The following is a 20,990-nucleotide window of genomic DNA, read 5'->3' as shown; positions in this document are numbered from 1 at the left end:
GTATACGTTTACACTACGCATTGTTGCCGCCGCCGTATACTCCCTTTCGCTGTAAATTTTACTTTCCAATAGCATTTTCGTATCTGTCTGGACAGGCGAACCGCTTCTTCAATACTCAGAGATGAGCAAGTGGCTAAAGGGTACTTATCATGCAAACGTCTTACACTGTTGCGGATTATCTACTGGATCGCCTCGCGGACTGCGGCGTGGACCATCTGTTTGGCGTGCCGGGAGATTACAACCTGCAATTCCTCGACCATGTGATTGCGCATCCTGCGCTGCGCTGGGTTGGCTGCGCCAATGAACTCAATGCCGCTTATGCCGCCGATGGCTATGCACGCGTTCAGGGTTGCGGCGCATTGTTGACGACTTATGGCGTAGGAGAGTTGAGTGCGTTAAACGGCGTAGCGGGAAGCTTCGCCGAATATGTGCCGGTGCTGCACATTGTGGGTGCACCCTGTACCGGGTCGCAACAGCGTCAGGAGCTTCTGCACCATACGCTGGGCGACGGAAAATTCGACCATTTTCGGCAGATGAGCGCCCCGATTTCCGTGGCGCAGGGCGTGTTAACCGTCCGCAATGCGACGGATGAGATCGACCGCGTATTGACTGAAATGATCAAACATCGCCGTCCGGGCTATCTCTCTCTGCCCGCCGACGTGGCAAAAGCGCCGACCAGTCGTCCGGTAAACGCGCTTACGCTTACCGATACAGCCATCAACGACGGCCAGATTGAACGCTTTACGCGAGCCGTCCGCGACCTGCTGCAACCCTGTCGTCGGGTCTCTCTGCTGGCGGACTTTCTCGCGCTGCGCTTTGGCCTGCAAGAAACGCTGCGCGACTGGATGGCGCAGACACCGATTCCTCACGCCTCGTTGTTAATGGGCAAGGGTTTGTTTGATGAGCAGCAACCGGGCTTCGTGGGTATATACAGCGGTGTGGCGAGTTTATCGCAAACGCGCGAATCGATAGAGGACGCGGAGGCGATTCTGTGTATCGGCACGCGTTTCACGGATACCACTACAGCAGGCTTTACCCACAAAATTCCGGACAAAAAATCGATTTCAATTCAACCGTTTGCCGCGCGTGTCGGCGATCGCTGGTTCAGCGGGATTCCGATGGCGCAGGCGACGCAGGCGTTGATTGCCGTGAGCCATGAGCTATCGGCGAAATGGCGCACGGAAACACGCTGCATGGCGCCGCTTGCCCCCGGAAAAGCGGGCGAGTTAACACAGGCGCGCTTCTGGCAAACGCTGCAAAAACATCTCCAGCCAGGCGACATTATTCTGGGCGATCAGGGGACCGCGGCGTTTGGCGTAGCGGCCCTTAAGCTACCCAGCGATGCTTCACTGATTGTGCAACCGCTGTGGGGCTCAATCGGTTTCACGCTACCCGCCGCGTTTGGCGCGCAAACCGCTCGCCCGGAAAGACGCGTGGTGCTGATTGTCGGCGATGGCGCAGCCCAGCTGACGATTCAGGAACTGGGTTCAATGTTGCGCGACGGCCTGCGACCGTTAATTCTGCTGCTGAACAATGATGGCTATACGGTGGAGCGGGCGATCCATGGCCCCGAAGCGCGCTATAACGACATCAGTTTGTGGAACTGGACGCAGCTGCCGCAGGCGCTGAACCTCGACAGCCAGGCCCAGTGCTGGCGCGTAACCGAAAGCGTTCAACTGGACGAGGTACTGGCGAAAACCGCGCAAATTGAACGCTTAACGCTGGTGGAAGTGGTGCTGCCGAAGCAGGACATTCCTGACCTGCTTCGTGCCGTCACTCAGGCGCTCGAGACGCGCAACAGTAAAGGCTAGGGTTTGTCTTTACGCGGAACCATCATCATCGGCTTGCCCGCCAGCAGGAGCCAGGCGGGCAGCATCACAATACACAATAGCGGTAAAAGCGTGGTATCCGGCACGACCACCGCGGCCATAAACAGACTCAGCCAGCCATCACGCGTGACGACCAGCACCAGCCCCAGAATCGCGCAGGAAACGGTAATTGCCGCTGGAACGGCATCGACGTGAGCGTGCAACATCAGACCGAGCGCCACGGCGACAAATACCGCCGGGAAGATACGGCCACCACGAAAACCGCTGGCCGAGGCAATCACCAGCGCCGCCAGCTTCACGGCGGCAATCAGCATAAAATCACTGCTGGTCAGCGTCTGGCTAAAGGCGAGCTGCTGCATTTCGTCGAGCCCTTTAAACAGCGTAATAGGCCCGCCGATAATCCCCAGCAGGCCCAGCAAAAAACCACCGGCGCTGAGAACCAGAACCGGATGTTTTAAGCGATGCATCAGGGCGTGCAGACGGGGCAGACACCATACCGCCACCATGCCCACCGCAATGGCGATCGCCGCAACCACCGCACCGCTGAAAATATCGATTATCCGCATCTGCTGATAATGGGGAATCGGCAGCGAAAAGTGTGGCTGGAAGAAGAGGCTGGTGGTGAGCGCCCCGGCAGCCGCCGCCAGTAGCGGCGCAAACAGGCGATCCCACAGTGGCGCGTCGTTATTGCCATTCAGGGTTTGCGAGAAAATCAGTGCCGCGGCGACCGGCGTGCCAAACAGCGCGCCGATGGTGCCTGCGGCGGCAAGGATTGTCCATTCAAGGGAACTGACGCGCGGGAAAAAGCGTGCGCCGAGCACCACGGCGAGCGCGATATTCACCGACATAATCGGATGCTCCGGGCCGAGGCTAACGCCGCCTGCCAGGCCCAGCACCAATGCGAGAATCAACCCCGGCAAGCAGTAGGGCGCGACGGGCACGCCAATTAAGGGTTCTGTCGCCGGGTCGGGCCCCGCGTGACCTGGGCTAAAGCGAATCACCAGGCCTACCGCCAGGCCGGTCAACGTCAGTACAAGTATTATCCACCACGGTGAATCCCAAGAGACGCCTAATGCGCCGGGGAGGGTGCTCCACAGCAGGTGCTGCAATACGGAGGCGAGTTTCATCACCACAATTAACATCAGGCTGGCGGCAACACCAATAACCATCGCCGGAATGGCGAGTAATAACATCGTGCGGGCTCGCGGATGGAGCATGATGATTTCCTTTTGGCTAAAAGCTGGCATCACTTTGCCGGGTTCTGTAAATGCCTTCAGCGCAATAGATGCTGAAACGATACGGCGAAACAGAGATATCCTTAAGGTTGATACATAAAATTATGTGACGTAGATCGATAATCCTGGGGTGCTCACACAATCGTCATTGTTGTTACAGCGCCTTGAATTTACTCTGTGATAAAGAATTATCCTGACTTTAGCGGAGCCGTAACGGAATGACAAAGTTTGCATTAACAGGAGACGTCGGGGGCACCAACGCGCGTTTAGCGTTATGTGACCTCGCCACGGGCGAAATCTCGCAGGCGAAGACCTACTCAGGCCTGGATTATCCAAGCCTCGAAGCGGTGGTCCGCGTCTATCTCAAAGAACACAATGTGCAAGTGGAAGACGCCTGCATCGCCATCGCCTGCCCGATCACCGGCGACTGGGTGGCGATGACCAACCATACCTGGGCCTTCTCCATTGCTGAAATGAAGAAGAATCTCGGCTTTGCGCACCTGGAAATTATTAATGATTTCACCGCCGTGTCGATGGCTATCCCGATGCTGAAAAAAGAGCACCTGATTCAGTTCGGCGGCGCGGAACCCGTAGAGGGCAAACCGATTGCGGTTTATGGCGCCGGCACCGGGTTAGGCGTGGCGCATCTGGTTCACGTTGATAAACGTTGGGTCAGCCTGCCGGGCGAGGGCGGTCACGTGGATTTCGCGCCGAACAGCGAAGAAGAGGGGATTATCCTTGAGGAGCTGCGGGCGGAAATCGGCCACGTTTCTGCGGAACGCGTGCTTTCCGGGCCGGGGCTGGTCAATCTGTATCGCGCAATTGTGAAATCTGATGGCCGTCTGCCGGAAAACTTGCAGCCGAAAGACATCACTCAGCGTGCGCTGGAAGATTCCTGCATCGACTGTCGCCGCGCGCTGTCGCTGTTCTGCGTCATCATGGGGCGATTCGGCGGCAATCTGGCGCTGACGCTCGGCACCTTTGGCGGTGTCTATATCGCGGGCGGCATCGTGCCGCGCTTCCTCGAATTCTTTAAAGCGTCCGGCTTCCGTGGCGGTTTTGAAGATAAAGGCCGTTTCAAAGCCTACGTGCAGGATATCCCGGTCTATCTGATTGTTCACGATAATCCAGGCCTGCTGGGCTCCGGGGCGCACCTGCGCCAGACGCTGGGGCAAATTCTGTAATACCTTTCTTATACCGGGTGATGCTCGCTCACCCGGTATCCTTACAAATGCATCAACTGACGAAACTCTTTCACCTTGCTGCGGCTGACGGGCACCTGAAAATCAAGGTCGCGCAGGCGCAGGATATAGGTGTTATTAAACCACGGCTCAATCTCGCGGATCTTATCCAGATTCACACAATACGATCGATGGCAGCGGAAGAAGTGAGTGGCCGGAAGCTTGCTGCAAAACTCAGTGATGTTCATGGGCATCACGTACGACTCGCGTTTGGTGTACACGAAGGTCATTTTCTCGTGCGCTTCGGCGTAGTAAATATCGTTGATGCTGGTAACGATAATGCGCTCATCTTTAATCAGATTGATGGTGTCGTTTTCGCGCGCAGTCGTTCCCGGCATCGCGGTACTGCCGCCCGCTTGCTGTTGCCAGGCGCTTTCCAGTTTCTGCAACATGCTGATAATACGTGATTCCTGGTAAGGCTTAAGAATGTAATCAAACGCCTCCAGCTCGAACGCCTCTACCGCATGTTCCTTCCACGCGGTGATAAACACGATAAACGGCTTATGGGCAAACTGGCTGATGCTTTGTGCCAGCAGCACGCCATCCAGCGAAGGAATATTAATATCAAGGAAGATGGCGTCCACTTTGTTGTGCTGTAAAAAACGCAGCACGTCGAGGCCGTCGTCAAACGTGCCGACAATCTCCATCTGGCTGTGTTCTTTTATCAGCCAGGTCAGTTCCTGTTGCGCCAGAATCTCGTCTTCAACAATGATTACTTTCATTTTTTCTCCCTATAACGGCAGCAGAGTGGCGGGAGCCGTTACCGGCGTGCGCGCGTTGGGAACGTAAAAGGCGATTTCCGTGCCTGGCTCCAGACGGCGGATGTGCAGCCCCTCGCCATACAACAATTTTACCCGGTGATGAACGTTCAGCAGACCAATTTTATTGCCTGGCATTTCATTGGCCTCAACGCGGGCGATGACCTGTGGGTCAATGCCGTGCCCGGTGTCACGCACGCTGATGCGCACGCGGTTGCCGCTTTCGGTGATACTAATGGTGACCACGCCCTTACCCTTACAGGGCTGGATGCCGTGGACGATGGCATTTTCGACCAGCGGCTGAATCAGCAGGCTTGGGATCACGCAATTCACCTCATCATCGATATCGTAGATAACCGTCAGCTTATCGCCAAACCGCGCCTGCTCAATGGCGATGTAATCTTTGATTTGATACAGCTCTTTGCGGATATCAATCTGCTCATCGTCTTTCAATTCAATGTTATAGCGCAGATAGCGGGACAGATTAAAAATCAACTGGCGCGCGGTGTCCGGATTCAGGCGAATGGAGGACGAAATCGCGTTCAGCGCGTTAAACAGAAAATGGGGATTAATCTTGCTTTGCAGGGCGCGCAGCTCTGCCTTATTTGCCATTTCCCGGAGCTGCTCGGCGCGCGAGACCTCCAGCTGCGTCGAGATAATCTGCGACAGTCCAACCGCCATCTCCTGCAAGGATGAAGTAATCTGGTGCGCGTGGCAGTAGTAGATTTTCAGCGTCCCGGTCACTACGCCTTTCTCCCACAAGGGAATCACCAGCATCGAGTGAATTTCCGGCGTGCGATAAGCCTCATCATTGTTTTTAATAATGATTTTTCCGCTGGTAATCGCCTCGAAGGTGGTTGGGCTAACAATATCGTCCTGATCGCGATAGTTATTTTCCCCGACGCCGACATACGCCAGCACATGGTCAGTATTGGTAATCGCCACCGCATCGGCGTGGATATCGTTGCGGATGATGTCACACACCTGCCGCAGGGATTCACTGTTTACATGGCGGAACAGCGGCAGCGTTTTGTTGGCGATATCGAGCGCCAGCTTGGCCTGCCGCGCGGCGCTGGCCTCTTTTTCCCCCTCCACGCTCTGCACCAGCAGTACGATAAAGCCGATACAGACGCTGCCAAGAATCATTGGAATACCGATTTTAGAGACAATATCGATACCCAGGGCGGTGGTTGGCGCCCAGACAATCACCAGAATCATGGTCAGCGTTTCACACAGCATCCCGGCCAGAATACCGATGCGCCAGTGTTGCGCTTTAGGGATTTTGACGTTGATCCAGCCCGAAAGCAGCCCGGCAATAATACTGGTAATGAAACAAGGCACGGCAGTAACGCCACCAATATCAATCAGATAGCGGTGTACCCCGGCAATCAGCCCGACGATGGCGCCGACCCAGGGCCCAAACAGAATGCCGCCGGACATTACCGCGATAATACGCACGTTGACCAGCGAGCCTTCAACCGGTACGCCGGACCAGGTGCTGAACAGGGCGAACAGTGAGAAGATCGCGCTCACGGCAAGCAACTCTTTCGGGGTGTGGGCCGTTTTGTGCAGCAGTTCGCGGAAGAGGCGGATGCGGATCAGGAAAAACAGGCAGATCAGCATCAGCGCTGCGCGGTCGAACACCGCCAGCAGCATGTTGAAAATTTCGTGCATGGGAACGCCGGGTTTATCAGGAAAGTCTTATGATAAGAAACCCCGCGCCAGATGACCAGTTGTCTGGATAGGAGGATGAAAATTCGTAATCCACAAAATTAAAAGGGGATTAATCGATAATCGGCTAATCAACGGGGAAAAGGGGATTATTAAGAATTTCTCATGAGAACAACAGGATAAAATTAAGTTAATTAAATGTTGTTAAAAATCCCATTGTGAACGCAGGTAGAATTTTTATATTTTTAAACTTCCTCTTTTTGTACCCAGAACTATTTTTTGTCTTACCCCTCGACAGACGGTTTTTTTTCAGGCTATTTTCTAAACACGCCACTGTCGTGGCAGCGTCGCTCGGACGGTCCGGGCGCTAACGTGAATCTGAGGAACCTATGGCTGAATTCAGTCCTGAACGCCGTTTTACGCGTATCGATCGCTTACCCCCGTATGTTTTCAATATTACCGCTGAACTGAAAATGGCTGCGCGTCGGCGCGGCGAAGACATTATCGATTTCAGCATGGGTAACCCGGACGGTGCGACTCCGCCGCATATTGTCGAAAAACTCTGTACCGTCGCCCAGCGTCCGGATACGCACGGCTACTCAACCTCGCGCGGCATCCCGCGTCTGCGTCGTGCCATTTCGCGCTGGTATCAGGACCGCTACGACGTTGAAATTGACCCGGAAAGCGAAGCGATTGTTACCATCGGTTCGAAAGAGGGGCTGGCGCACCTGATGCTGGCCACGCTCGATCATGGCGATACGGTGCTGGTGCCGAATCCCAGCTATCCGATTCACATTTACGGCGCGGTGATTGCCGGCGCGCAGGTGCGCTCGGTGCCGCTGGTGGAAGGCGTCGACTTCTTTAACGAACTGGAACGTGCCATTCGTGAAAGTTACCCGAAGCCGAAAATGATGATTTTAGGCTTCCCGTCGAACCCGACAGCCCAGTGTGTTGAGCTGGAATTCTTCGAAAAAGTGGTTGCGCTGGCGAAACGCTATGATGTGCTGGTGGTGCACGACCTCGCTTACGCCGACATCGTCTACGATGGCTGGAAAGTGCCGTCGATTATGCAGGTACCGGGTGCGCGCGATGTCGCGGTTGAATTCTTCACCCTGTCGAAAAGCTACAACATGGCGGGCTGGCGCATCGGCTTTATGGTCGGAAACAAAACGCTGGTTAACGCGCTGGCCAGGATTAAAAGCTATCACGACTACGGTACCTTTACGCCGTTGCAGGTCGCGGCTATTGCGGCGCTGGAAGGCGATCAGCAGTGCGTGCGCGATATTGCCGCACAGTATAAACGTCGCCGTGACGTGCTGGTGAAAGGGTTGCATGAAGCGGGCTGGATGGTCGAGTGCCCGAAAGCGTCAATGTATGTATGGGCGAAAATCCCGGAACCGTATGCCGCGATGGGCTCGCTGGAGTTTGCCAAAAAGCTGCTTCAGGACGCGAAAGTGTGCGTGTCGCCGGGCATTGGTTTCGGTGATTACGGCGATACCCACGTACGCTTTGCACTGATTGAAAACCGTGACCGTATTCGTCAGGCGGTAAGGGGCATTAAAGCGATGTTCCGCGCCGATGGCCTGCTGCCTTCCGGCACGAAGCACACGGCGGAAAACACTGACTGATAAAACGCAAACAGGAGCCAAAAGGCTCCTGTTTTTTTTACATTCTTGGTTAGATCATCAGGGCAAATGTACCGGCCCAAACGATGACCATAAACGACACACCCATAAATAAATATTTCACGACTCATCTCTCCGCGTATTTCACGTTTATACGCTCTAACGAAAACATGTCCTGTTGTGACATTGTGAGCTGACGCACATTGGCATCACCTCAGAATTCGGTGCATCACTGCTCCAGATGGCGCTAATGTACGCTTAATTTTAGGAGGTGACAAGTGAGATTTTTTTATTAATTTTTAGTTACTTACAACTGTCGTGGATCGACGACACATTAATTTCTTACGGTAATATATTGCCTTTCAGCGACGGGCTTTTTTTGGGATGCACTCTAAGTAAACCACATTGATTTAATGGTTAATTTTGTCTGAAACTCAGGCGGGAGACTGTGCATCTCCCGCCTGTATGACATCACTCAAACGTTCCTTTCACGCAGGCATAGCCGTTACGCACCAGCATTTTTCCTTTCGCCCAGACCTCGTCGATATGTAAGCCTGCCGTGAAGATAATAAAATCGGCATCGCAACCCTCTGCCAGCTGCCCTTTATGTGCAAAACCGAGAAATTCGGCGACGGTTTGCGTGAACGGGCGCAGGGCCTGTTCCAGTGGAAGCTGATGGCGATGAACCAGTTGTTGAAGCGTACATAACAACGATTCGAATCCCGCGACGCCAATTCCCGTCAGTTTTCCTTCGGCATTAAACACCGGCTGGCTACCGTTACCGTCAGAACTCACCGTCATGCGCGCGAGCGGTACACCGTCGCGAAGGGCGCTGGCGATGGCGGTTGCTGCATCAATGGGTGTCTCAATGCTGCTGGTGATATCGATATAGCCGCCTTGCAGCGCGAACGCTTTCGCCTGTGCAAACAGCGGCTCAGCGCGGTTAACGTGAGTGGGCAGCAGCTTGTTAATCGGCACATCGGCGTGTTGCAGGATGGCCTCCAGCGGCGCAAGCCCGCGCGGGCTGTTGCCCATATGAAATACGCTAATGCCTGCTTTTTCGCCCAGCAAACCACCGACGCGCGCGAGCGCCGCCATATTGGCAAGTTGCTCATTTCCCGGTGCGGAGGAGCGGTGATCGGAAATCGCGCATTTCACGCCAATCACCTTATCGATGAGCGCCACATCGCGATCCACGCCGCCGGTGATGGTTGGCGAGGGCAGGGAGTACGCGCCCGTCAGCATCCATGCGCTAATGCCTTCATTTTCCAGCGCCCGGGTTTTCGCCAGCAGCGATTCCGGATGGCGGGTGATGCCATCGGTACCCAGCAGACCGACAACGGACGTAATGCCCGCTTCGACCAGCTTCGACAGCCGCACTTCCGGCGTACGCGTATGCGGCCCGGCTTCACCACCGCCGCCAATCAGATGCACGTGCTGGTCAATAAAACCGGGGCAGACAATCGCCTGTTGCAGATTAATGACCTCGCAGCCTGGCAGCCCGCTGGCGTCAATCTCCGGGGCGATAGCGACAATTTTTCCCCCGGCGACCAGAAAATCCTGCACGCCGAGGCAGTCCGGCGCATAGAGATGCGCTTGCTTAAACAGACGCAGTCCGGGTAGGGTGATTTCCATGTAAAACCTCTCTTATACAATCACTTGCATTACCCAGATAGAAAGCAGGGCGTTAATGACACAAATGGTGATGATGTGCGGATAATATTTCGGGTTAACCCCCGCCGTGCCCAGGCAGCGCCCGGTATTCTGCACCGGGTTACCCATCAGATAGATCGCGGGAAGCAACACCGTCGCATCATGGCCGTTTAGCGCGCCCGAAACCACCAGACTCGCGCAAACGCCGATGCCGCCGCCCATACTCATCACCGAGGCTAGCAGCACGGCCGCCGCTTCACCGGGGAGTCCCCACAGCCCCATCACCGGTTCGAAAACCTTGCCCACAATATCCAGCAAGCCAGTGACTTTCAGCGCCTGAATAATTACAAATGCCATTACCACGTTGGGTAACAGGCTGGTAGTGGCGATGGTGAAACCGCGCCGGGCACCCTCGACAAACAGATCCATCACGTTCTTACGGGCGTGCGTGCTCATCCACGGCCTCCTTGCGCTGACGGCTTTCGATTTGCGCGATCCACAACCGCAACAGGTTTGCGCCGACAAACTTAAATACCAGAATCACCGCCAGAGGGGTGATTACGGGAACAGTGATTACGGTAAACAGCGCCGCGCCAGAGGAAAAATAGTTAGTAATAATGGCGCTGCCGCTGGTCTGAAAGGTGGCGAATATTGCGCGTTCCTGGTCGCTGATCGCACCTTCCTCCGCCAGTTCTTTGGTCATCCCCGCAGCGGCATCGGTGTTTTGCAGGTTGGCAATCAACGCCAGCGAGCAAATACCCGGCACGCCAAGAATAGGCCTGAGGATGGGCGTCATGAGCTGCTGCGCGGCGCGTAATCCGCCTAACCCTTCGGTAACGGAAATAATGCCAAGCGATAAAATCACCGAAGGCGCCAGTTCAAGGGCAAAGAGAAAACCGTCCTTCGCCCCCGTCCCGCCTGTTCCGCGAAACGACACGACGTTCTGCCCGGCGCTGTTCACCGCGCCAAACGTGCCGTTCAGCACGGTAAAATCAAATACTCGCCACCATTCGGTGGATTTCGAAAAAAAGCCTGAAAAGAAAATGACGGTCATAAAAAAGGCGAGATAACCCACCCAACTGACCTTCTCCTGTATCGGGGATGTTTTTTCCATACTTCCCTCCGGTTGACGTTATCCCTGAAACGCAACCTCCAAAGTAGTTGAACCGCAGCGGGAAACGAACCCTAAGAGAAATTTTTCAGAATTCATAAAGACGGGAAAAAACGGAAGAGAGTACTCCTTAAGACAACCTCTCCGCCCGGGAGAGGTTGCGGTAATACGCAGTCTACGCCACGACCGGCGCACCATTACGATATAACAAACATTGGGTATCGCTCTTCTCCACAGCCACTACCGTCGCGGTTACGATGCTGTGTGTTGTATCGTCGATTATCTGATCCACTACACAGTCAAAACTAACCGCGGTACCTTCCAGTACCGGCGCGCCGGTTTTCAGCGGATACCAGTTGCCCTCGCAGAAACGCTGCTCGCCGTGAAAGGCTTTGCTGGCAAAGCGCATGGCGTGCTCCAGTTGCTCTGGTGCCAGAACGTTCACCCCAATACCTTCACCGACGGCAAGTTGCTGGTGGGCGCTGGCGGCTTTACCGACGCACACCAATATGCGCGGCGGATCGACGCTTACGGAACAAAATGACGAGGCGGTCAATCCGTTGCGTTGTGCATCGGAATTCACGGTGATTACCGCGACCGGCAGCGTGAGCTGGCGCATTCCCAGCTTAAAATCCTCGGGCGTTAACGACAGTGTCATGCCGCTTCCTCCGCATCGGGTTTGCGATACGCTGGGTCAAACGGTTCGCGCAGGCCGCGCGCTTCCAGGCGCGGCAACACTTCGTCGCGGAAATAGGGGAAGTCTTCAGCGTAGTTAACAAAAGCGAGGGTCGTTCCCGAGAATCCGGCGTGATAGAGTTTTTCCAGCCCGTCGGCGACATCGTCCGGTGTCCCCACCAGCGGATAACCTCCGTGTCCGGCGGAGAATCGATCGCGAATAAGTTGCAGCTGGTCTTTCGGGAAAGACTCCGCGTTTTCAAACATCAGACGAATGATATTGTCCACCGCCGCCCAGTCTGCGTGTGACTGCGAATAGTGTTGATGGTACGCCTCTGCCTCTTCGCGGGTTGGGCGACATACGACATAGGAGAAGGTCAACAGGTTTAACGGATGCTTACGTACCACATTGGCTGCCTGCTGCTTAATTTCAGCAATTTCTTTGGCAGAACGGTCCAGGCTGATGGCTGACGTAAACAGGAAGTCAGCATTACGTACAGCAAATTTGCGTCCTTCCCCGGAGCCGGCAGCGTTAAAAATCGGCACATCTTTGCGCAGTGGATGCGGCAGACTATAGGTCTGCTTGAGCCTGAAATAGTGGCCATCCCAGTCGAATGGTTTCTCCTCGCGCCACAGTTTCTGAATCACTTCGAACCACTCCTGGCCGAAGGCGTAACGGCTCTCGTGATCGTAGGGGAGGTCGCCGCCCAGCGCTTCGTACTCCGGGCGGTTCCAGCCACAAACCACGTTCAACCCGGCGCGTCCCTGGCCGATGTGATCCATCGTCGCCAGTTGTTTTGCCACCACCACCGGATGGTTAAACGAGGTGTGTACGGTGGTAAATACGCTGATGTGGCGCGTGGCGGCCAGCAACGCGGAAGCCCAGGTGGTGGTTTCCAGCACGTTGCCATGGAAGTTGGTTTCGCCGCCGTAGCCAATCCAGCGGGCGATAGGCAGCAGGAATTCCAGACCGGCTTCGTCGGCAAGCTGCGCCATTTTCAGGTTGTTTTCCCACGAGTTATCCCAGCGCTCCCCGACTTTTGTCACGGCCATTCCGCCGGAGCAGTTGGATGCAAAGAAACCCAGCTTAAACTTATTGTTGTTGAACATACGGTTTGCTTTTATTTCCGCCATGGTATGGCTCCTGTCAGGTAAGTGAACGTCAACGATAAACACGTGAGGATTATGTATTTCACACATGAATATTTTAGGTTTAAAATAAAAATGTCCAGAGGGGCTTTGGTGAATAATTGCTCAGGTGTGAGAAATGTCACAAGAGCAAATCGTTATCGAAACGGGTAAAAACAGAGGAGTTTGTGATGGACGCAAACGCGTTAAATATCCCACAACTGGATGGCGCCATGGATGTAAAACTGTGGTTGCGCCTGCTCTCCTGCGTCAATCTTATTGAGACAGAATTACGCCAGCGCATGCGCGAACAGTTCGCCAGCACGCTGCCGCGCTTCGATATGCTGGCGCAGCTGGATCGTTTCCCGGATGGGATAAAAATGGGCGAACTTTCCCGGCTGATGCTGGTGACGGGCGGTAACGTCACCGGGCTGGCGGACAGCCTGGAGAAAGAGGGCATGGCGGCACGGGTCTATGATCCCAGCGACCGCCGCTCTTGTCGGGTGAAGATAACCGCGACGGGCAAAAAGCAATTCGACCAGATGGCGAAGGCGCACCAGCGCTGGCTGAACGAGCTGATGAGCGGCCTGCCAGAGGCGGAAAAAGCGCATCTCTATACGCTGCTGGGGGCGTTTAAACAGCAATTATCCACCGCGTAATCTTTTTTTCGCAATGCGGATAGTGGCTTCAGTAATTGGATAGTTGCCTGAAGCAGGCCTCCTACAATGTTACTTGTTTGTTAATAATCATAACGCATTGAACAGGTGACCGTAGATGACGACCGCTATACTGGCAGCACTTTCCAACGGTATCGCTCAGGGAGCGATCCGCATTATCGATCTGACCCAGACGCTGAGTGAACGCTTCCCGACGCTGCAATTGCCCGAGCAGTTTGGCCAGGCGCAGGGTTTCAAAAAAGAGGCCATCTCGCAGTACGATGAGAAAGGGCCGGGCTGGTACTGGAACAACTTTAGCTGTAGCGAACATACAGGCACGCACTTTGATGCGCCAGCCCACTGGATCAGTGGCCGTGAACACGCGCAAAACACCGTTGATACCATCGACCCTACCGCCTTTATCGGCCCGGCCGTGGTGGTAGATGCCAGCCGTGAAGTGGCGGAAAACCCGGACTGGGTGCTGACCGTGGATTATCTCAAAAGCTGGGAAGAGCAGTACGGTGTAATTCCAGCGGGAGCATGGCTGCTGTTTCGTACCGGATGGTCAAAGAAAGCGAATGACGCGCAGGCATTTCTCAACATGCGTGAAGATGGGGCACATACGCCTGGCCCATCCCAGGAAACGGTTGAATGGTTGATTCATCAACGTAACGTGCGCGGTTTTGGCGTTGAAACCATTAACACCGATGCCGGACAATCCTACGGCTGGCCGGTACCTTATCCTTGTCATACGTTAATGCATGGTGCGAACAAATATGGCCTGCAATGCCTGACCAATCTTGACCAGTTGCCGACGCGTGGTGCGGTGATTATTGCGGCACCGCTCAAAATTGAAGAAGGCTCCGGAAGCCCACTGCGCGTCCTTGCGCTGGTGGCGGAATAATCTGTCGCCCGGTCAGCGTTTACGCATACTCTGGCTGGGCGTCTCGCCAAAGCGTGATTTGTACTCTGCGCTAAAACGCCCCATGTGGGCAAATCCCCAACGTAACGCCACACCGGTAACATTGTTTACTTCCCCTGTCAGCAGTTCCGCCCGCACGCGTTCCATTCGCGTATCACGCAGATACTGCATGGGGCTGACGCCAAGAAAATTTTTAAATCCGGCATAGAGCCCGCGCAAACTCACGCCACCAATTTCTGCCAGCATCTCAGCACTTAAGGTTTCGTGAGCGTGGGCGTGAATGTACTCCTGAACCCGGCGCACATGCGAAGGACGAATGGCTGCTCGCTTTTGTTGTCCGGGGTGTTGGTAATTATGCCGATGGCTATTAAGCAGGGTGGTGGCGACCAGTTGCTCAATTTGCTGGCGAATTAAACGGTGCTTATCCAGATCTAACCCCTGGCTGGCGCATTCCATCAGATAACCGATTAACGCGCACCAGGCGGGGTTTTCCTGCCAGCGAAAAGCGCTGTCAAAACGCAGCGGTCCGTTCAGCGGCTGCCCGAGTTGCCCCATCAGGGTGCTTTCGAGCAGTGAGCGAGAGATGCGCAGCAGAAATTGATCGTTGCCTGGCTCCCAGCGCATGCGAGTCACGTCTTCCGGGTTAATCACCGTTGCCAGCTGCGGCGTGGAAATGATTTCTTGCCCTTCACTGATGATGGTTGCGTGGCCGTGCAGCGGCATCTGTACCAGAAAAAAATCTTTTAGCTGTGCCGGAGCGATATCGACCCGCGAGCTATAACGCAGGCGATTAAGCGAGATTTCCCCCATTGCGATGTGGTGCATACGAACATCGGCGCGCGCACCGCGATCCACCAGATCGACCTGGCAAGGCTTAAAAATACGCCCGACGATCCCGGCGGCCTGTTCCAGCGATGCCGAGGCAAACAGCAGGCTCGATGAGGCATTGAGATGGCTAAGGGCGGCAGAAAGACGCGGTGAGGCGATTTCGTTGATCAACATAACAGACTCCTCAATAGCAAAAGTTAAAGGGGAACGCTGTGAGTTGATTGTTTGCCGTCATACGCCATCGCGTTGCTTGAATCAACTTATTCATAACAATATATGAACAATCATGTAACTAATTACGCTTATACGTTAGCTCGCTTTTTTTGTTTGTGTCACAGGAGATTCTGATAACGAGACATAGATCATTTTGTTTTGCTTATGGGTAAAAAATGCATAAACGCCATCTTCTGCTGTGGCTATCCACCCTGTGCAGATATCACATCGGGTTCTGCGGTGAACGATTGATCTTGCTCGCGCGATTGCATATCGCTGATAGCGTGTCAAATAACCGGAGTTCGCCATGACGATTGCCATGACTAAAGATGCGGTTCGCCCTTATGCGGTGACCCGCCGGGTTTTACTGGTGTGTTGGTTGAGTATTTTGTTCGAAGGTTATGATGTCGGGGTGATGGGCGCCGTACTCTCGAGTATGGCGGAAGATGCCCGTTGGGGTTTAACGCCGCTGGAACTGGGGGCGCTCAGTAGTTACGCCATTATCGGTATGTTTTTCGGCGCGTTTCTGGCGGGATCTCTCAGTGAGCGACTGGGGCGGCGGCGAATGCTGCTGGCCTGCGTGGCGCTCTTTTCCCTGTCGATGATGGCGACCACCTGGGCGCCGACGCCGCTGCTGTTTGGCGTCTCGCGCTTTATCGGCGGCCTGGGGCTGGGCGGGGTGATCCCGATTGCGGCGGCGATGACGGTAGAGTACTCGCCGCCTGAGCGGCGCAGCTATAACTACGGCATCATGTATTCCGGCTACTCGCTCGGTATTTTGTGTTCGGCGCTGGTGGCGATGTGGCTGATCCCGCATTTTGGCTGGCGCAGCGTAATCGGCGTCGGTGCTTTACCACTGCTGGCATTATGGCCAATGGCGCGACTGTTGCCGGAGTCGCTGGAGTATCTGGTCAGCCGTGGTCGCATGGACGAAGCGCGAGCGCTCTCTGCCCGGCTGGGCGTGCCCATGCCAGAACCGGAAAGACACAAACCTCAGCAGGAGGGCTGGCGTAAAACCGTGACGCTGCTGTTTTCCCGCGATTACCTGCGCGCCACCGCCTGTTTCTGGATAGCACTCTTCTGCGGCATGTTACTGGTTTATGGGCTAAATACCTGGCTGCCAACGATTATGCGCAAAAGCGGCTACGCGCTCGGCCCCAGCCTGCTGTTTCTGGTGGTGTTTAGCCTCTCCTCCGCTATCGGCGGCTTAGTGCTCGGGCGCATTGCTGACCGTATTGGCGCGCGGCGAGCGGTGGCTATTTCTTACCTGGTCGGCGCTGTCGGTATTTGTGCGCTGATGTTCAAGCATTCGCTGGCGATTAACATTTTGCTCACCGCGCTGGCCGGGCTGGGGAGCATTTCGGCATCGCTCATTTTGACGGGCTTACTGGCCACCTGGTATCCGGGGGCCAGCCGTGCCTCCGCGACGGGATGGGCGCTCAGTTTCGCGCGAATCGGCGCGATGAGCGGCCCACTGTTTGGCGCGTGGATCGCCAGTAGCGGATTATCGCTGTCGTGGAACTTTGGCGCGTTTGCGCTGGTGTGTTTGCTGGCGGCAGTGATGGTGATGTTGTTGCCAACGAGAAAATAGACAGTGCTATGGGTCAGGCGCAAATGCTGCGCCTGACCCCCTTTTTATCCCCTCCCTGCAATCCCTATCCACCTTCCGCACAAAAGACAATTCCATGACTAATCATGGATTGCCGCCCGCCATCCCCTTGCTTACAACTAACTCAGACAGATTACAAAAATGAAAGCGAGGTTGAGATGGCTGAACGTTCGTTTGCAGAAGAGGTGAAAAAGCTGAATTTACCCGCCGGTTCCGTATTTAGCGGCGAGGGAATTCTGGCGGTCACTAAAGCGTTGCTGGAATCTGGCGTCTCCTACGTCGCTGGCTATCAGGGCGCGCCGATTTCCCACCTGATGGACGTACTGGCCGATGCGCAGCCAATCCTCGACCAGTACGGTATCCGCTTTGAAAACAGCGCCAGTGAAGCGACTGCCGCGGCAACGCTTGCGGCGTCGGTCAACTATCCATTGCGCGGCGCGGTGACGTTTAAGGCCACCGTTGGCACCAACGTCGCCTCTGACGCGCTGGCGAATCTCTCTTCCGGCGGCGTGCTGGGCGGGGCGCTGATTATCGTGGGCGAAGATTACGGTGACGGCTCGTCAATTATGCAGGAACGCAGCCACGCGTTTGCCATGAAATCGCAGATGTGGCTGCTCGACCCTCGCCCGAACCTGCCTTCAATCGTGCAGGCGGTGAAAGATGGTTTTGAACTGTCGGAAGCGAGCAACACGCCGGTGATGCTGCAAATGCGTATTCGCTCCTGTCACGTTCACGGCCAGTTCATTACCTCAGAAAACCGCGCCCCGGCGTACACGGTAAAAGAGGCGCTGGAAAACCCGCAGCGCGATCTGAGCCGCATTGTGCTGCCGCCGGCCAGCTTCCTGCACGAAAAAGAGAAAATCCATCAGCGCTGGCCTGCGGCGGTGCGTTTCATCCGCGAACGCCAGCTCAACGAGTTTTTCTCTGCCGACGCTGACGATATTGGCATCGCCCTTCAGGGCGGGAACTACAACACCCTGATCCGCGCGCTCAATCAGCTTGGCCTGGCAGATGTGTTTGGCAACAGCAAAATTCCGCTGTACGTGATGAACGTGGCCTATCCGCTGGTGGATGAAGAACTGGAACAGTTCTGCCGCAACAAACGTGCGGTGCTGGTGCTGGAAGAGGGGCAGCCGAACTTTGTCGAACAGAACCTCTCTTTGATTCTGCGCACGCTGGGGCTGGAGACCAAACTGCACGGTAAGGATCTACTGCCGCTGGCGGGCGAATACAACACTGCCACCGTGCAGGCCGGGCTGCGGGCGTTCCTTGAGCGCTATGGTCGCCTGGCGCCAGAGGTCAAAGCCGCGGCGTTTCAGGTGCGAATTCCTCTGGCAAGCGTCGTGCCGGATGTGGTCAACGCAGCCCCGGAACCGGCGCTGGCGGATGCCATTCATGCCCGCCCACCGGGATTTTGCACCGGTTGCCCGGAACGCCCGATCTTTACTGCCATGAAACTGGTCGAACGCGAGTTAGGCCCACATCACATCAGTGCTGATATTGGCTGTCACCTGTTTTCCATTTTACCGCCGTTTAACCTCGGCAATACCACGATGGGCTACGGCCTCGGCGGGGCAGGCGCGGCGGCGCTGAACACCAAAGACGGCAAACGCGCCATTGCGGTGATGGGAGACGGCGGCTTTTGGCACAACGGCCTGACCAGCGGTATCGCCAACAGCGTCTTTAACCAGAGCAACAACCTGACCATCGTCGTCGATAACAGCTATACCTCGGCGACGGGCGGGCAGGACATCCTCTCTTCCACCGCAGAGAACGCCACCCGTAGCACCGGGCATGCGATTGAAAACGCAGTGAAAGGCGTGGGCGTGAAGTGGGTGAAGACCCTTCGTCGTACCTATGACCTGAAGGCGATGACCGCCACCCTGCGTGAAGCGCTCACCACGCAGACGCCGGGGCCGAAGGTGTTGATAGCCCAGAGCGAATGCATGCTTAACCGCCAGCGTCGGGAAAAACAGCAGGTGCGCAAAGCGCTGGAGAATCAACAGCGCGTGGTGCGTGAGCGCTTTGGCGTTGACCCGGATACCTGCACCGGCGACCACTCCTGCATCCGCCTTTCCGGCTGCCCGTCGTTATCGGTAAAACCGAATCCCGATCCGTTGCGCACTGACCCGGTGGCGACGGTGGTAAACAGTTGTGTGGGCTGCGGTTTGTGCGGGGAAGTGTCGCATGCGGCGGTGCTCTGCCCGTCATTCTACCGTGCGCGCATTATTTCATATCCGCGCCTGCGTGAGCGGCTGATGGAGGCGATTCGTCGCCCGCTGATCGGCTGGTTGCAGCGTCGGGATGCTCGCCGCATCGCGCGTTTCAGTTTCTGAGGAGCCAAAAATGCCCGTATTACAACCGATTAAAATAGCCATCCTGGCGATGGGCGGTGAAGGCGGCGGGGTACTTGCCGACTGGATTGTCAATCTCGGGGAAGAGAACGGCTATTTTGCCCAGACCACTTCCGTGCCAGGCGTTGCCCAGCGCACCGGGGCGACGATTTATTACGTGGAGCTTTTTCCGGGGCTTCACGACAATCTCGCCCAGCCGCCGGTGCTGGCGCTGATGCCGATGCCGGGCGATGTTGATGTGGTGCTGGCGTCTGAATTGATGGAAGCGGGGCGCGCCGTGCAGCGCGGGCTGGTGACGCCAGAACGCACCACGCTGATTGCATCAACCCACCGCGTCTACGCCATCGGCGAAAAAACGGCGATGGGCGATGGCCGCGTCAATAGCGACTCGCTCATCCGGCATGCCAGCAATGCGGCAAAACAGTTTGTCCGTTTTGATATGGCGAAAGTGGCGGAAGAGAGCGGTAGCGTGATCAGCGCCGTGTTGTTCGGCGCGCTGTGCGGTTCCGGCGTGCTGCCGTTCAGTCAGGCGCAATTTGAAGAGACCATCACCCGCGGCGGCGTTGGCGTGAAGCCGAGCCTGCGCGCTTTCGCCCGTGGCGTGGCGGCGTCAGGGCTGGAAGATGCTGATGCCGTGATAACCCTCAACGAACCCGCGCCGACCAGCCCGCAGGTTGCGGCGCTGCTCGACCGCATCACCCGCGAACTGCCTGACGCCGCGCGCGCCACTGCCATCGAAGGCGTGCGCCGTCTGCTGGATTATCAGGATGTGCGCTACGCCGATCTCTATCTTGACCGCCTGAAACAGCTTTCTGAACAACCCGGCGGCCAGGGTGATGTGCTGCTGCGGGAAGCCGCGCGCCATCTCGCCCTCTGGATGTCGTGGGAGGACACCATCCGTGTGGCGGATCTCAAAATTCGCGCCACCCGCTTTGCGCGCGTGCGGGAAGAGGTGCGTCTCGATGAGAAGCAACTCCTGAGCATTAACGAATATATGCACCCCCGGCTGGAAGAGGTGTGCGAAACCTTGCCTGTCGGAATGGGGCGCTGGCTGCTGAAGCCGGGTATCTGCAACCGCCTGCTGGGCAGCGTGACCCGCAAAGGACGCGTGGTGAACACCAGTTCTCTGCGCGGCTATTTGCTGCTTTGGATGCTCTCGCGCTGGCGTCGCGGCCGCCGTCTCACCCTGCGTTATCAGCGGGAAAATGCTCGCATCGAAAGCTGGCTGCAATACGTGGTGCGCGCGGCGGCCTTCAACCCTGCGCTGGCGCTGGAAATTGTCCAGTGCCAGCGGCTGGTGAAGGGCTATGGCGACACCCACGCGCGCGGCCTGCGTAACTACCAAACCCTGATAGACATTGTGGAGCGCCACGCGTCGCATCTTGCTCCGGCCACGCTGCGCGAACTGCGTGATGCGGCACTGGCCGATGAACATGGCGACAAGCTGCGCGAGTGCCAGCAGCGTCTGGCTCTGAACTAAGG

The 20,990-nt window shown here is 56.1% G+C and carries 18 protein-coding genes; 8 read left to right on the top strand and 10 right to left on the bottom strand.

All coding sequences use genetic code 11. The annotated features are described in order from the left end of the window. Nucleotides 1-149: 149 nt before the first annotated feature. Nucleotides 150-1,811 (top strand): alpha-keto acid decarboxylase family protein, encoded by a 1,662-nt coding sequence (locus AC1MKH_RS17615; protein WP_276219585.1) that lies wholly within the window; start codon nt 150-152, stop codon nt 1,809-1,811. Here AC1MKH_RS17615 and AC1MKH_RS17610 read toward each other — a convergent pair. Then, on the bottom strand, nt 1,808-3,046 hold the full coding sequence (locus AC1MKH_RS17610) for an ion channel protein (protein ID WP_276219587.1): 1,239 nt from the start codon (nt 3,044-3,046) through the stop codon (nt 1,808-1,810). The two genes, AC1MKH_RS17615 and AC1MKH_RS17610, sit on opposite strands and share 4 nt — an antisense overlap. Before the next feature lie 236 nt (nt 3,047-3,282). Between AC1MKH_RS17610 and glk the strand changes: the two genes are divergently transcribed. Beyond that, the gene (glk, locus tag AC1MKH_RS17605) at nt 3,283-4,248 is read left to right on the top strand and encodes a glucokinase (protein ID WP_276219589.1); all 966 of its coding nucleotides are present in this window, start codon (nt 3,283-3,285) and stop codon (nt 4,246-4,248) included. A 41-nt stretch (nt 4,249-4,289) separates the two neighbouring features. On the opposite strand, the gene AC1MKH_RS17600 is transcribed toward glk, so the two are convergent. Together AC1MKH_RS17600 and AC1MKH_RS17595 are read right to left on the bottom strand one after the other, a co-directional pair. Further along, a complete protein-coding gene (locus tag AC1MKH_RS17600) occupies nt 4,290-5,027 on the bottom strand; it encodes a LytR/AlgR family response regulator transcription factor (protein WP_276219591.1) in 738 nt (245 codons plus the stop codon). Between the two features lie 9 nt (nt 5,028-5,036). Continuing rightward, the gene (locus AC1MKH_RS17595; protein ID WP_276219593.1) at nt 5,037-6,737 is read right to left on the bottom strand and encodes a sensor histidine kinase; all 1,701 of its coding nucleotides are present in this window, start codon (nt 6,735-6,737) and stop codon (nt 5,037-5,039) included. Between the two features lie 386 nt (nt 6,738-7,123). Between AC1MKH_RS17595 and alaC the strand changes: the two genes are divergently transcribed. Further along, the gene (gene alaC, locus AC1MKH_RS17590; RefSeq protein ID WP_276219595.1) at nt 7,124-8,362 is read left to right on the top strand and encodes an alanine transaminase; all 1,239 of its coding nucleotides are present in this window, start codon (nt 7,124-7,126) and stop codon (nt 8,360-8,362) included. 49 nt (nt 8,363-8,411) lie between these two features. On the opposite strand, the gene ypdK is transcribed toward alaC, so the two are convergent. The 6 genes from ypdK to AC1MKH_RS17560 all read right to left on the bottom strand — a co-directional run bounded on the left by ypdK (nt 8,412) and on the right by AC1MKH_RS17560 (nt 12,932). Next, the gene (gene ypdK / locus AC1MKH_RS17585) at nt 8,412-8,483 is read right to left on the bottom strand and encodes a membrane protein YpdK (RefSeq protein ID WP_108473772.1); all 72 of its coding nucleotides are present in this window, start codon (nt 8,481-8,483) and stop codon (nt 8,412-8,414) included. Nucleotides 8,484-8,830: 347 nt separating this feature from the next. After that, nucleotides 8,831-9,994, bottom strand: a complete 1,164-nt coding sequence (iadA, locus tag AC1MKH_RS17580) for a beta-aspartyl-peptidase (protein WP_276219597.1) — start codon at nt 9,992-9,994, stop codon at nt 8,831-8,833. 12 nt (nt 9,995-10,006) lie between these two features. After that, nucleotides 10,007-10,468, bottom strand: coding sequence for a YjiG family protein (locus AC1MKH_RS17575; RefSeq protein WP_276219599.1), 462 nt, complete (start codon nt 10,466-10,468; stop codon nt 10,007-10,009). Then, nucleotides 10,449-11,126 carry a nucleoside recognition domain-containing protein gene (locus AC1MKH_RS17570; RefSeq protein ID WP_276219601.1) on the bottom strand — a complete coding sequence of 226 codons (678 nt, stop codon included), beginning with the start codon at nt 11,124-11,126 and terminating at the stop codon, nt 10,449-10,451. The genes AC1MKH_RS17575 and AC1MKH_RS17570 overlap by 20 nt, the downstream gene beginning before the upstream one ends. A 172-nt stretch (nt 11,127-11,298) precedes the next feature. Next, nucleotides 11,299-11,781 (bottom strand): flavin reductase family protein, encoded by a 483-nt coding sequence (locus AC1MKH_RS17565; protein WP_276219603.1) that lies wholly within the window; start codon nt 11,779-11,781, stop codon nt 11,299-11,301. After that, nucleotides 11,778-12,932 (bottom strand): LLM class flavin-dependent oxidoreductase, encoded by a 1,155-nt coding sequence (locus tag AC1MKH_RS17560; RefSeq protein WP_276219604.1) that lies wholly within the window; start codon nt 12,930-12,932, stop codon nt 11,778-11,780. The genes AC1MKH_RS17565 and AC1MKH_RS17560 overlap by 4 nt, the downstream gene beginning before the upstream one ends. A 185-nt stretch (nt 12,933-13,117) precedes the next feature. On the opposite strand from AC1MKH_RS17560, the gene AC1MKH_RS17555 reads away from it, so the two are divergent. Continuing rightward, nucleotides 13,118-13,585: a MarR family winged helix-turn-helix transcriptional regulator gene (locus AC1MKH_RS17555; RefSeq protein ID WP_276219607.1), complete on the top strand. Its 468-nt coding sequence runs from the start codon at nt 13,118-13,120 to the stop codon at nt 13,583-13,585. A gap of 115 nt (nt 13,586-13,700) precedes the next feature. Then, entirely contained in the window at nt 13,701-14,486 is a 786-nt protein-coding gene (locus tag AC1MKH_RS17550; protein ID WP_276219609.1) for a cyclase family protein, read from the top strand. A gap of 12 nt (nt 14,487-14,498) precedes the next feature. On the opposite strand, the gene AC1MKH_RS17545 is transcribed toward AC1MKH_RS17550, so the two are convergent. Continuing rightward, the gene (locus AC1MKH_RS17545; RefSeq protein WP_276219610.1) at nt 14,499-15,506 is read right to left on the bottom strand and encodes an AraC family transcriptional regulator; all 1,008 of its coding nucleotides are present in this window, start codon (nt 15,504-15,506) and stop codon (nt 14,499-14,501) included. Between the two features lie 346 nt (nt 15,507-15,852). On the opposite strand from AC1MKH_RS17545, the gene AC1MKH_RS17540 reads away from it, so the two are divergent. The 3 genes from AC1MKH_RS17540 (at nt 15,853) to AC1MKH_RS17530 (ending at nt 20,988) form a co-directional block, all read left to right on the top strand. Further along, nucleotides 15,853-17,136 (top strand): MFS transporter, encoded by a 1,284-nt coding sequence (locus AC1MKH_RS17540; protein WP_276219613.1) that lies wholly within the window; start codon nt 15,853-15,855, stop codon nt 17,134-17,136. Nucleotides 17,137-17,312: 176 nt separating this feature from the next. Then, nucleotides 17,313-19,490 (top strand): indolepyruvate ferredoxin oxidoreductase subunit alpha, encoded by a 2,178-nt coding sequence (locus tag AC1MKH_RS17535; RefSeq protein WP_276219615.1) that lies wholly within the window; start codon nt 17,313-17,315, stop codon nt 19,488-19,490. Nucleotides 19,491-19,500: 10 nt separating this feature from the next. Then, nucleotides 19,501-20,988: an indolepyruvate oxidoreductase subunit beta family protein gene (locus AC1MKH_RS17530; protein ID WP_276219617.1), complete on the top strand. Its 1,488-nt coding sequence runs from the start codon at nt 19,501-19,503 to the stop codon at nt 20,986-20,988. Nucleotides 20,989-20,990 lie beyond the last annotated feature (2 nt).

This window comes from Pseudocitrobacter sp. CD920760 (assembly GCF_057782505.1).
This window is presented reverse-complemented; position numbering and strand designations above follow the sequence as displayed.

What these genes read in the sequence shown, in the direction of transcription:
- AC1MKH_RS17555 (WP_276219607.1), top strand. Translation starts at nt 13,118, where the DNA reads ATGGACGCAAACGCGTTAAATATCCCACAACTGGATGGCGCCATGGAT.
- AC1MKH_RS17535 (WP_276219615.1), top strand. Translation starts at nt 17,313, where the DNA reads ATGGCTGAACGTTCGTTTGCAGAAGAGGTGAAAAAGCTGAATTTACCC.
- AC1MKH_RS17550 (WP_276219609.1), top strand. Translation starts at nt 13,701, where the DNA reads ATGACGACCGCTATACTGGCAGCACTTTCCAACGGTATCGCTCAGGGA.
- AC1MKH_RS17565 (WP_276219603.1), bottom strand. Translation starts at nt 11,781, where the DNA reads ATGACACTGTCGTTAACGCCCGAGGATTTTAAGCTGGGAATGCGCCAG.
- iadA (WP_276219597.1), bottom strand. Translation starts at nt 9,994, where the DNA reads ATGGAAATCACCCTACCCGGACTGCGTCTGTTTAAGCAAGCGCATCTC.
- alaC (WP_276219595.1), top strand. Translation starts at nt 7,124, where the DNA reads ATGGCTGAATTCAGTCCTGAACGCCGTTTTACGCGTATCGATCGCTTA.
- AC1MKH_RS17540 (WP_276219613.1), top strand. Translation starts at nt 15,853, where the DNA reads ATGACGATTGCCATGACTAAAGATGCGGTTCGCCCTTATGCGGTGACC.
- AC1MKH_RS17595 (WP_276219593.1), bottom strand. Translation starts at nt 6,737, where the DNA reads ATGCACGAAATTTTCAACATGCTGCTGGCGGTGTTCGACCGCGCAGCG.
- AC1MKH_RS17545 (WP_276219610.1), bottom strand. Translation starts at nt 15,506, where the DNA reads ATGTTGATCAACGAAATCGCCTCACCGCGTCTTTCTGCCGCCCTTAGC.
- AC1MKH_RS17560 (WP_276219604.1), bottom strand. Translation starts at nt 12,932, where the DNA reads ATGGCGGAAATAAAAGCAAACCGTATGTTCAACAACAATAAGTTTAAG.
- AC1MKH_RS17575 (WP_276219599.1), bottom strand. Translation starts at nt 10,468, where the DNA reads ATGAGCACGCACGCCCGTAAGAACGTGATGGATCTGTTTGTCGAGGGT.
- AC1MKH_RS17610 (WP_276219587.1), bottom strand. Translation starts at nt 3,046, where the DNA reads ATGCTCCATCCGCGAGCCCGCACGATGTTATTACTCGCCATTCCGGCG.
- AC1MKH_RS17600 (WP_276219591.1), bottom strand. Translation starts at nt 5,027, where the DNA reads ATGAAAGTAATCATTGTTGAAGACGAGATTCTGGCGCAACAGGAACTG.
- AC1MKH_RS17570 (WP_276219601.1), bottom strand. Translation starts at nt 11,126, where the DNA reads ATGGAAAAAACATCCCCGATACAGGAGAAGGTCAGTTGGGTGGGTTAT.
- AC1MKH_RS17615 (WP_276219585.1), top strand. Translation starts at nt 150, where the DNA reads ATGCAAACGTCTTACACTGTTGCGGATTATCTACTGGATCGCCTCGCG.
- glk (WP_276219589.1), top strand. Translation starts at nt 3,283, where the DNA reads ATGACAAAGTTTGCATTAACAGGAGACGTCGGGGGCACCAACGCGCGT.
- AC1MKH_RS17530 (WP_276219617.1), top strand. Translation starts at nt 19,501, where the DNA reads ATGCCCGTATTACAACCGATTAAAATAGCCATCCTGGCGATGGGCGGT.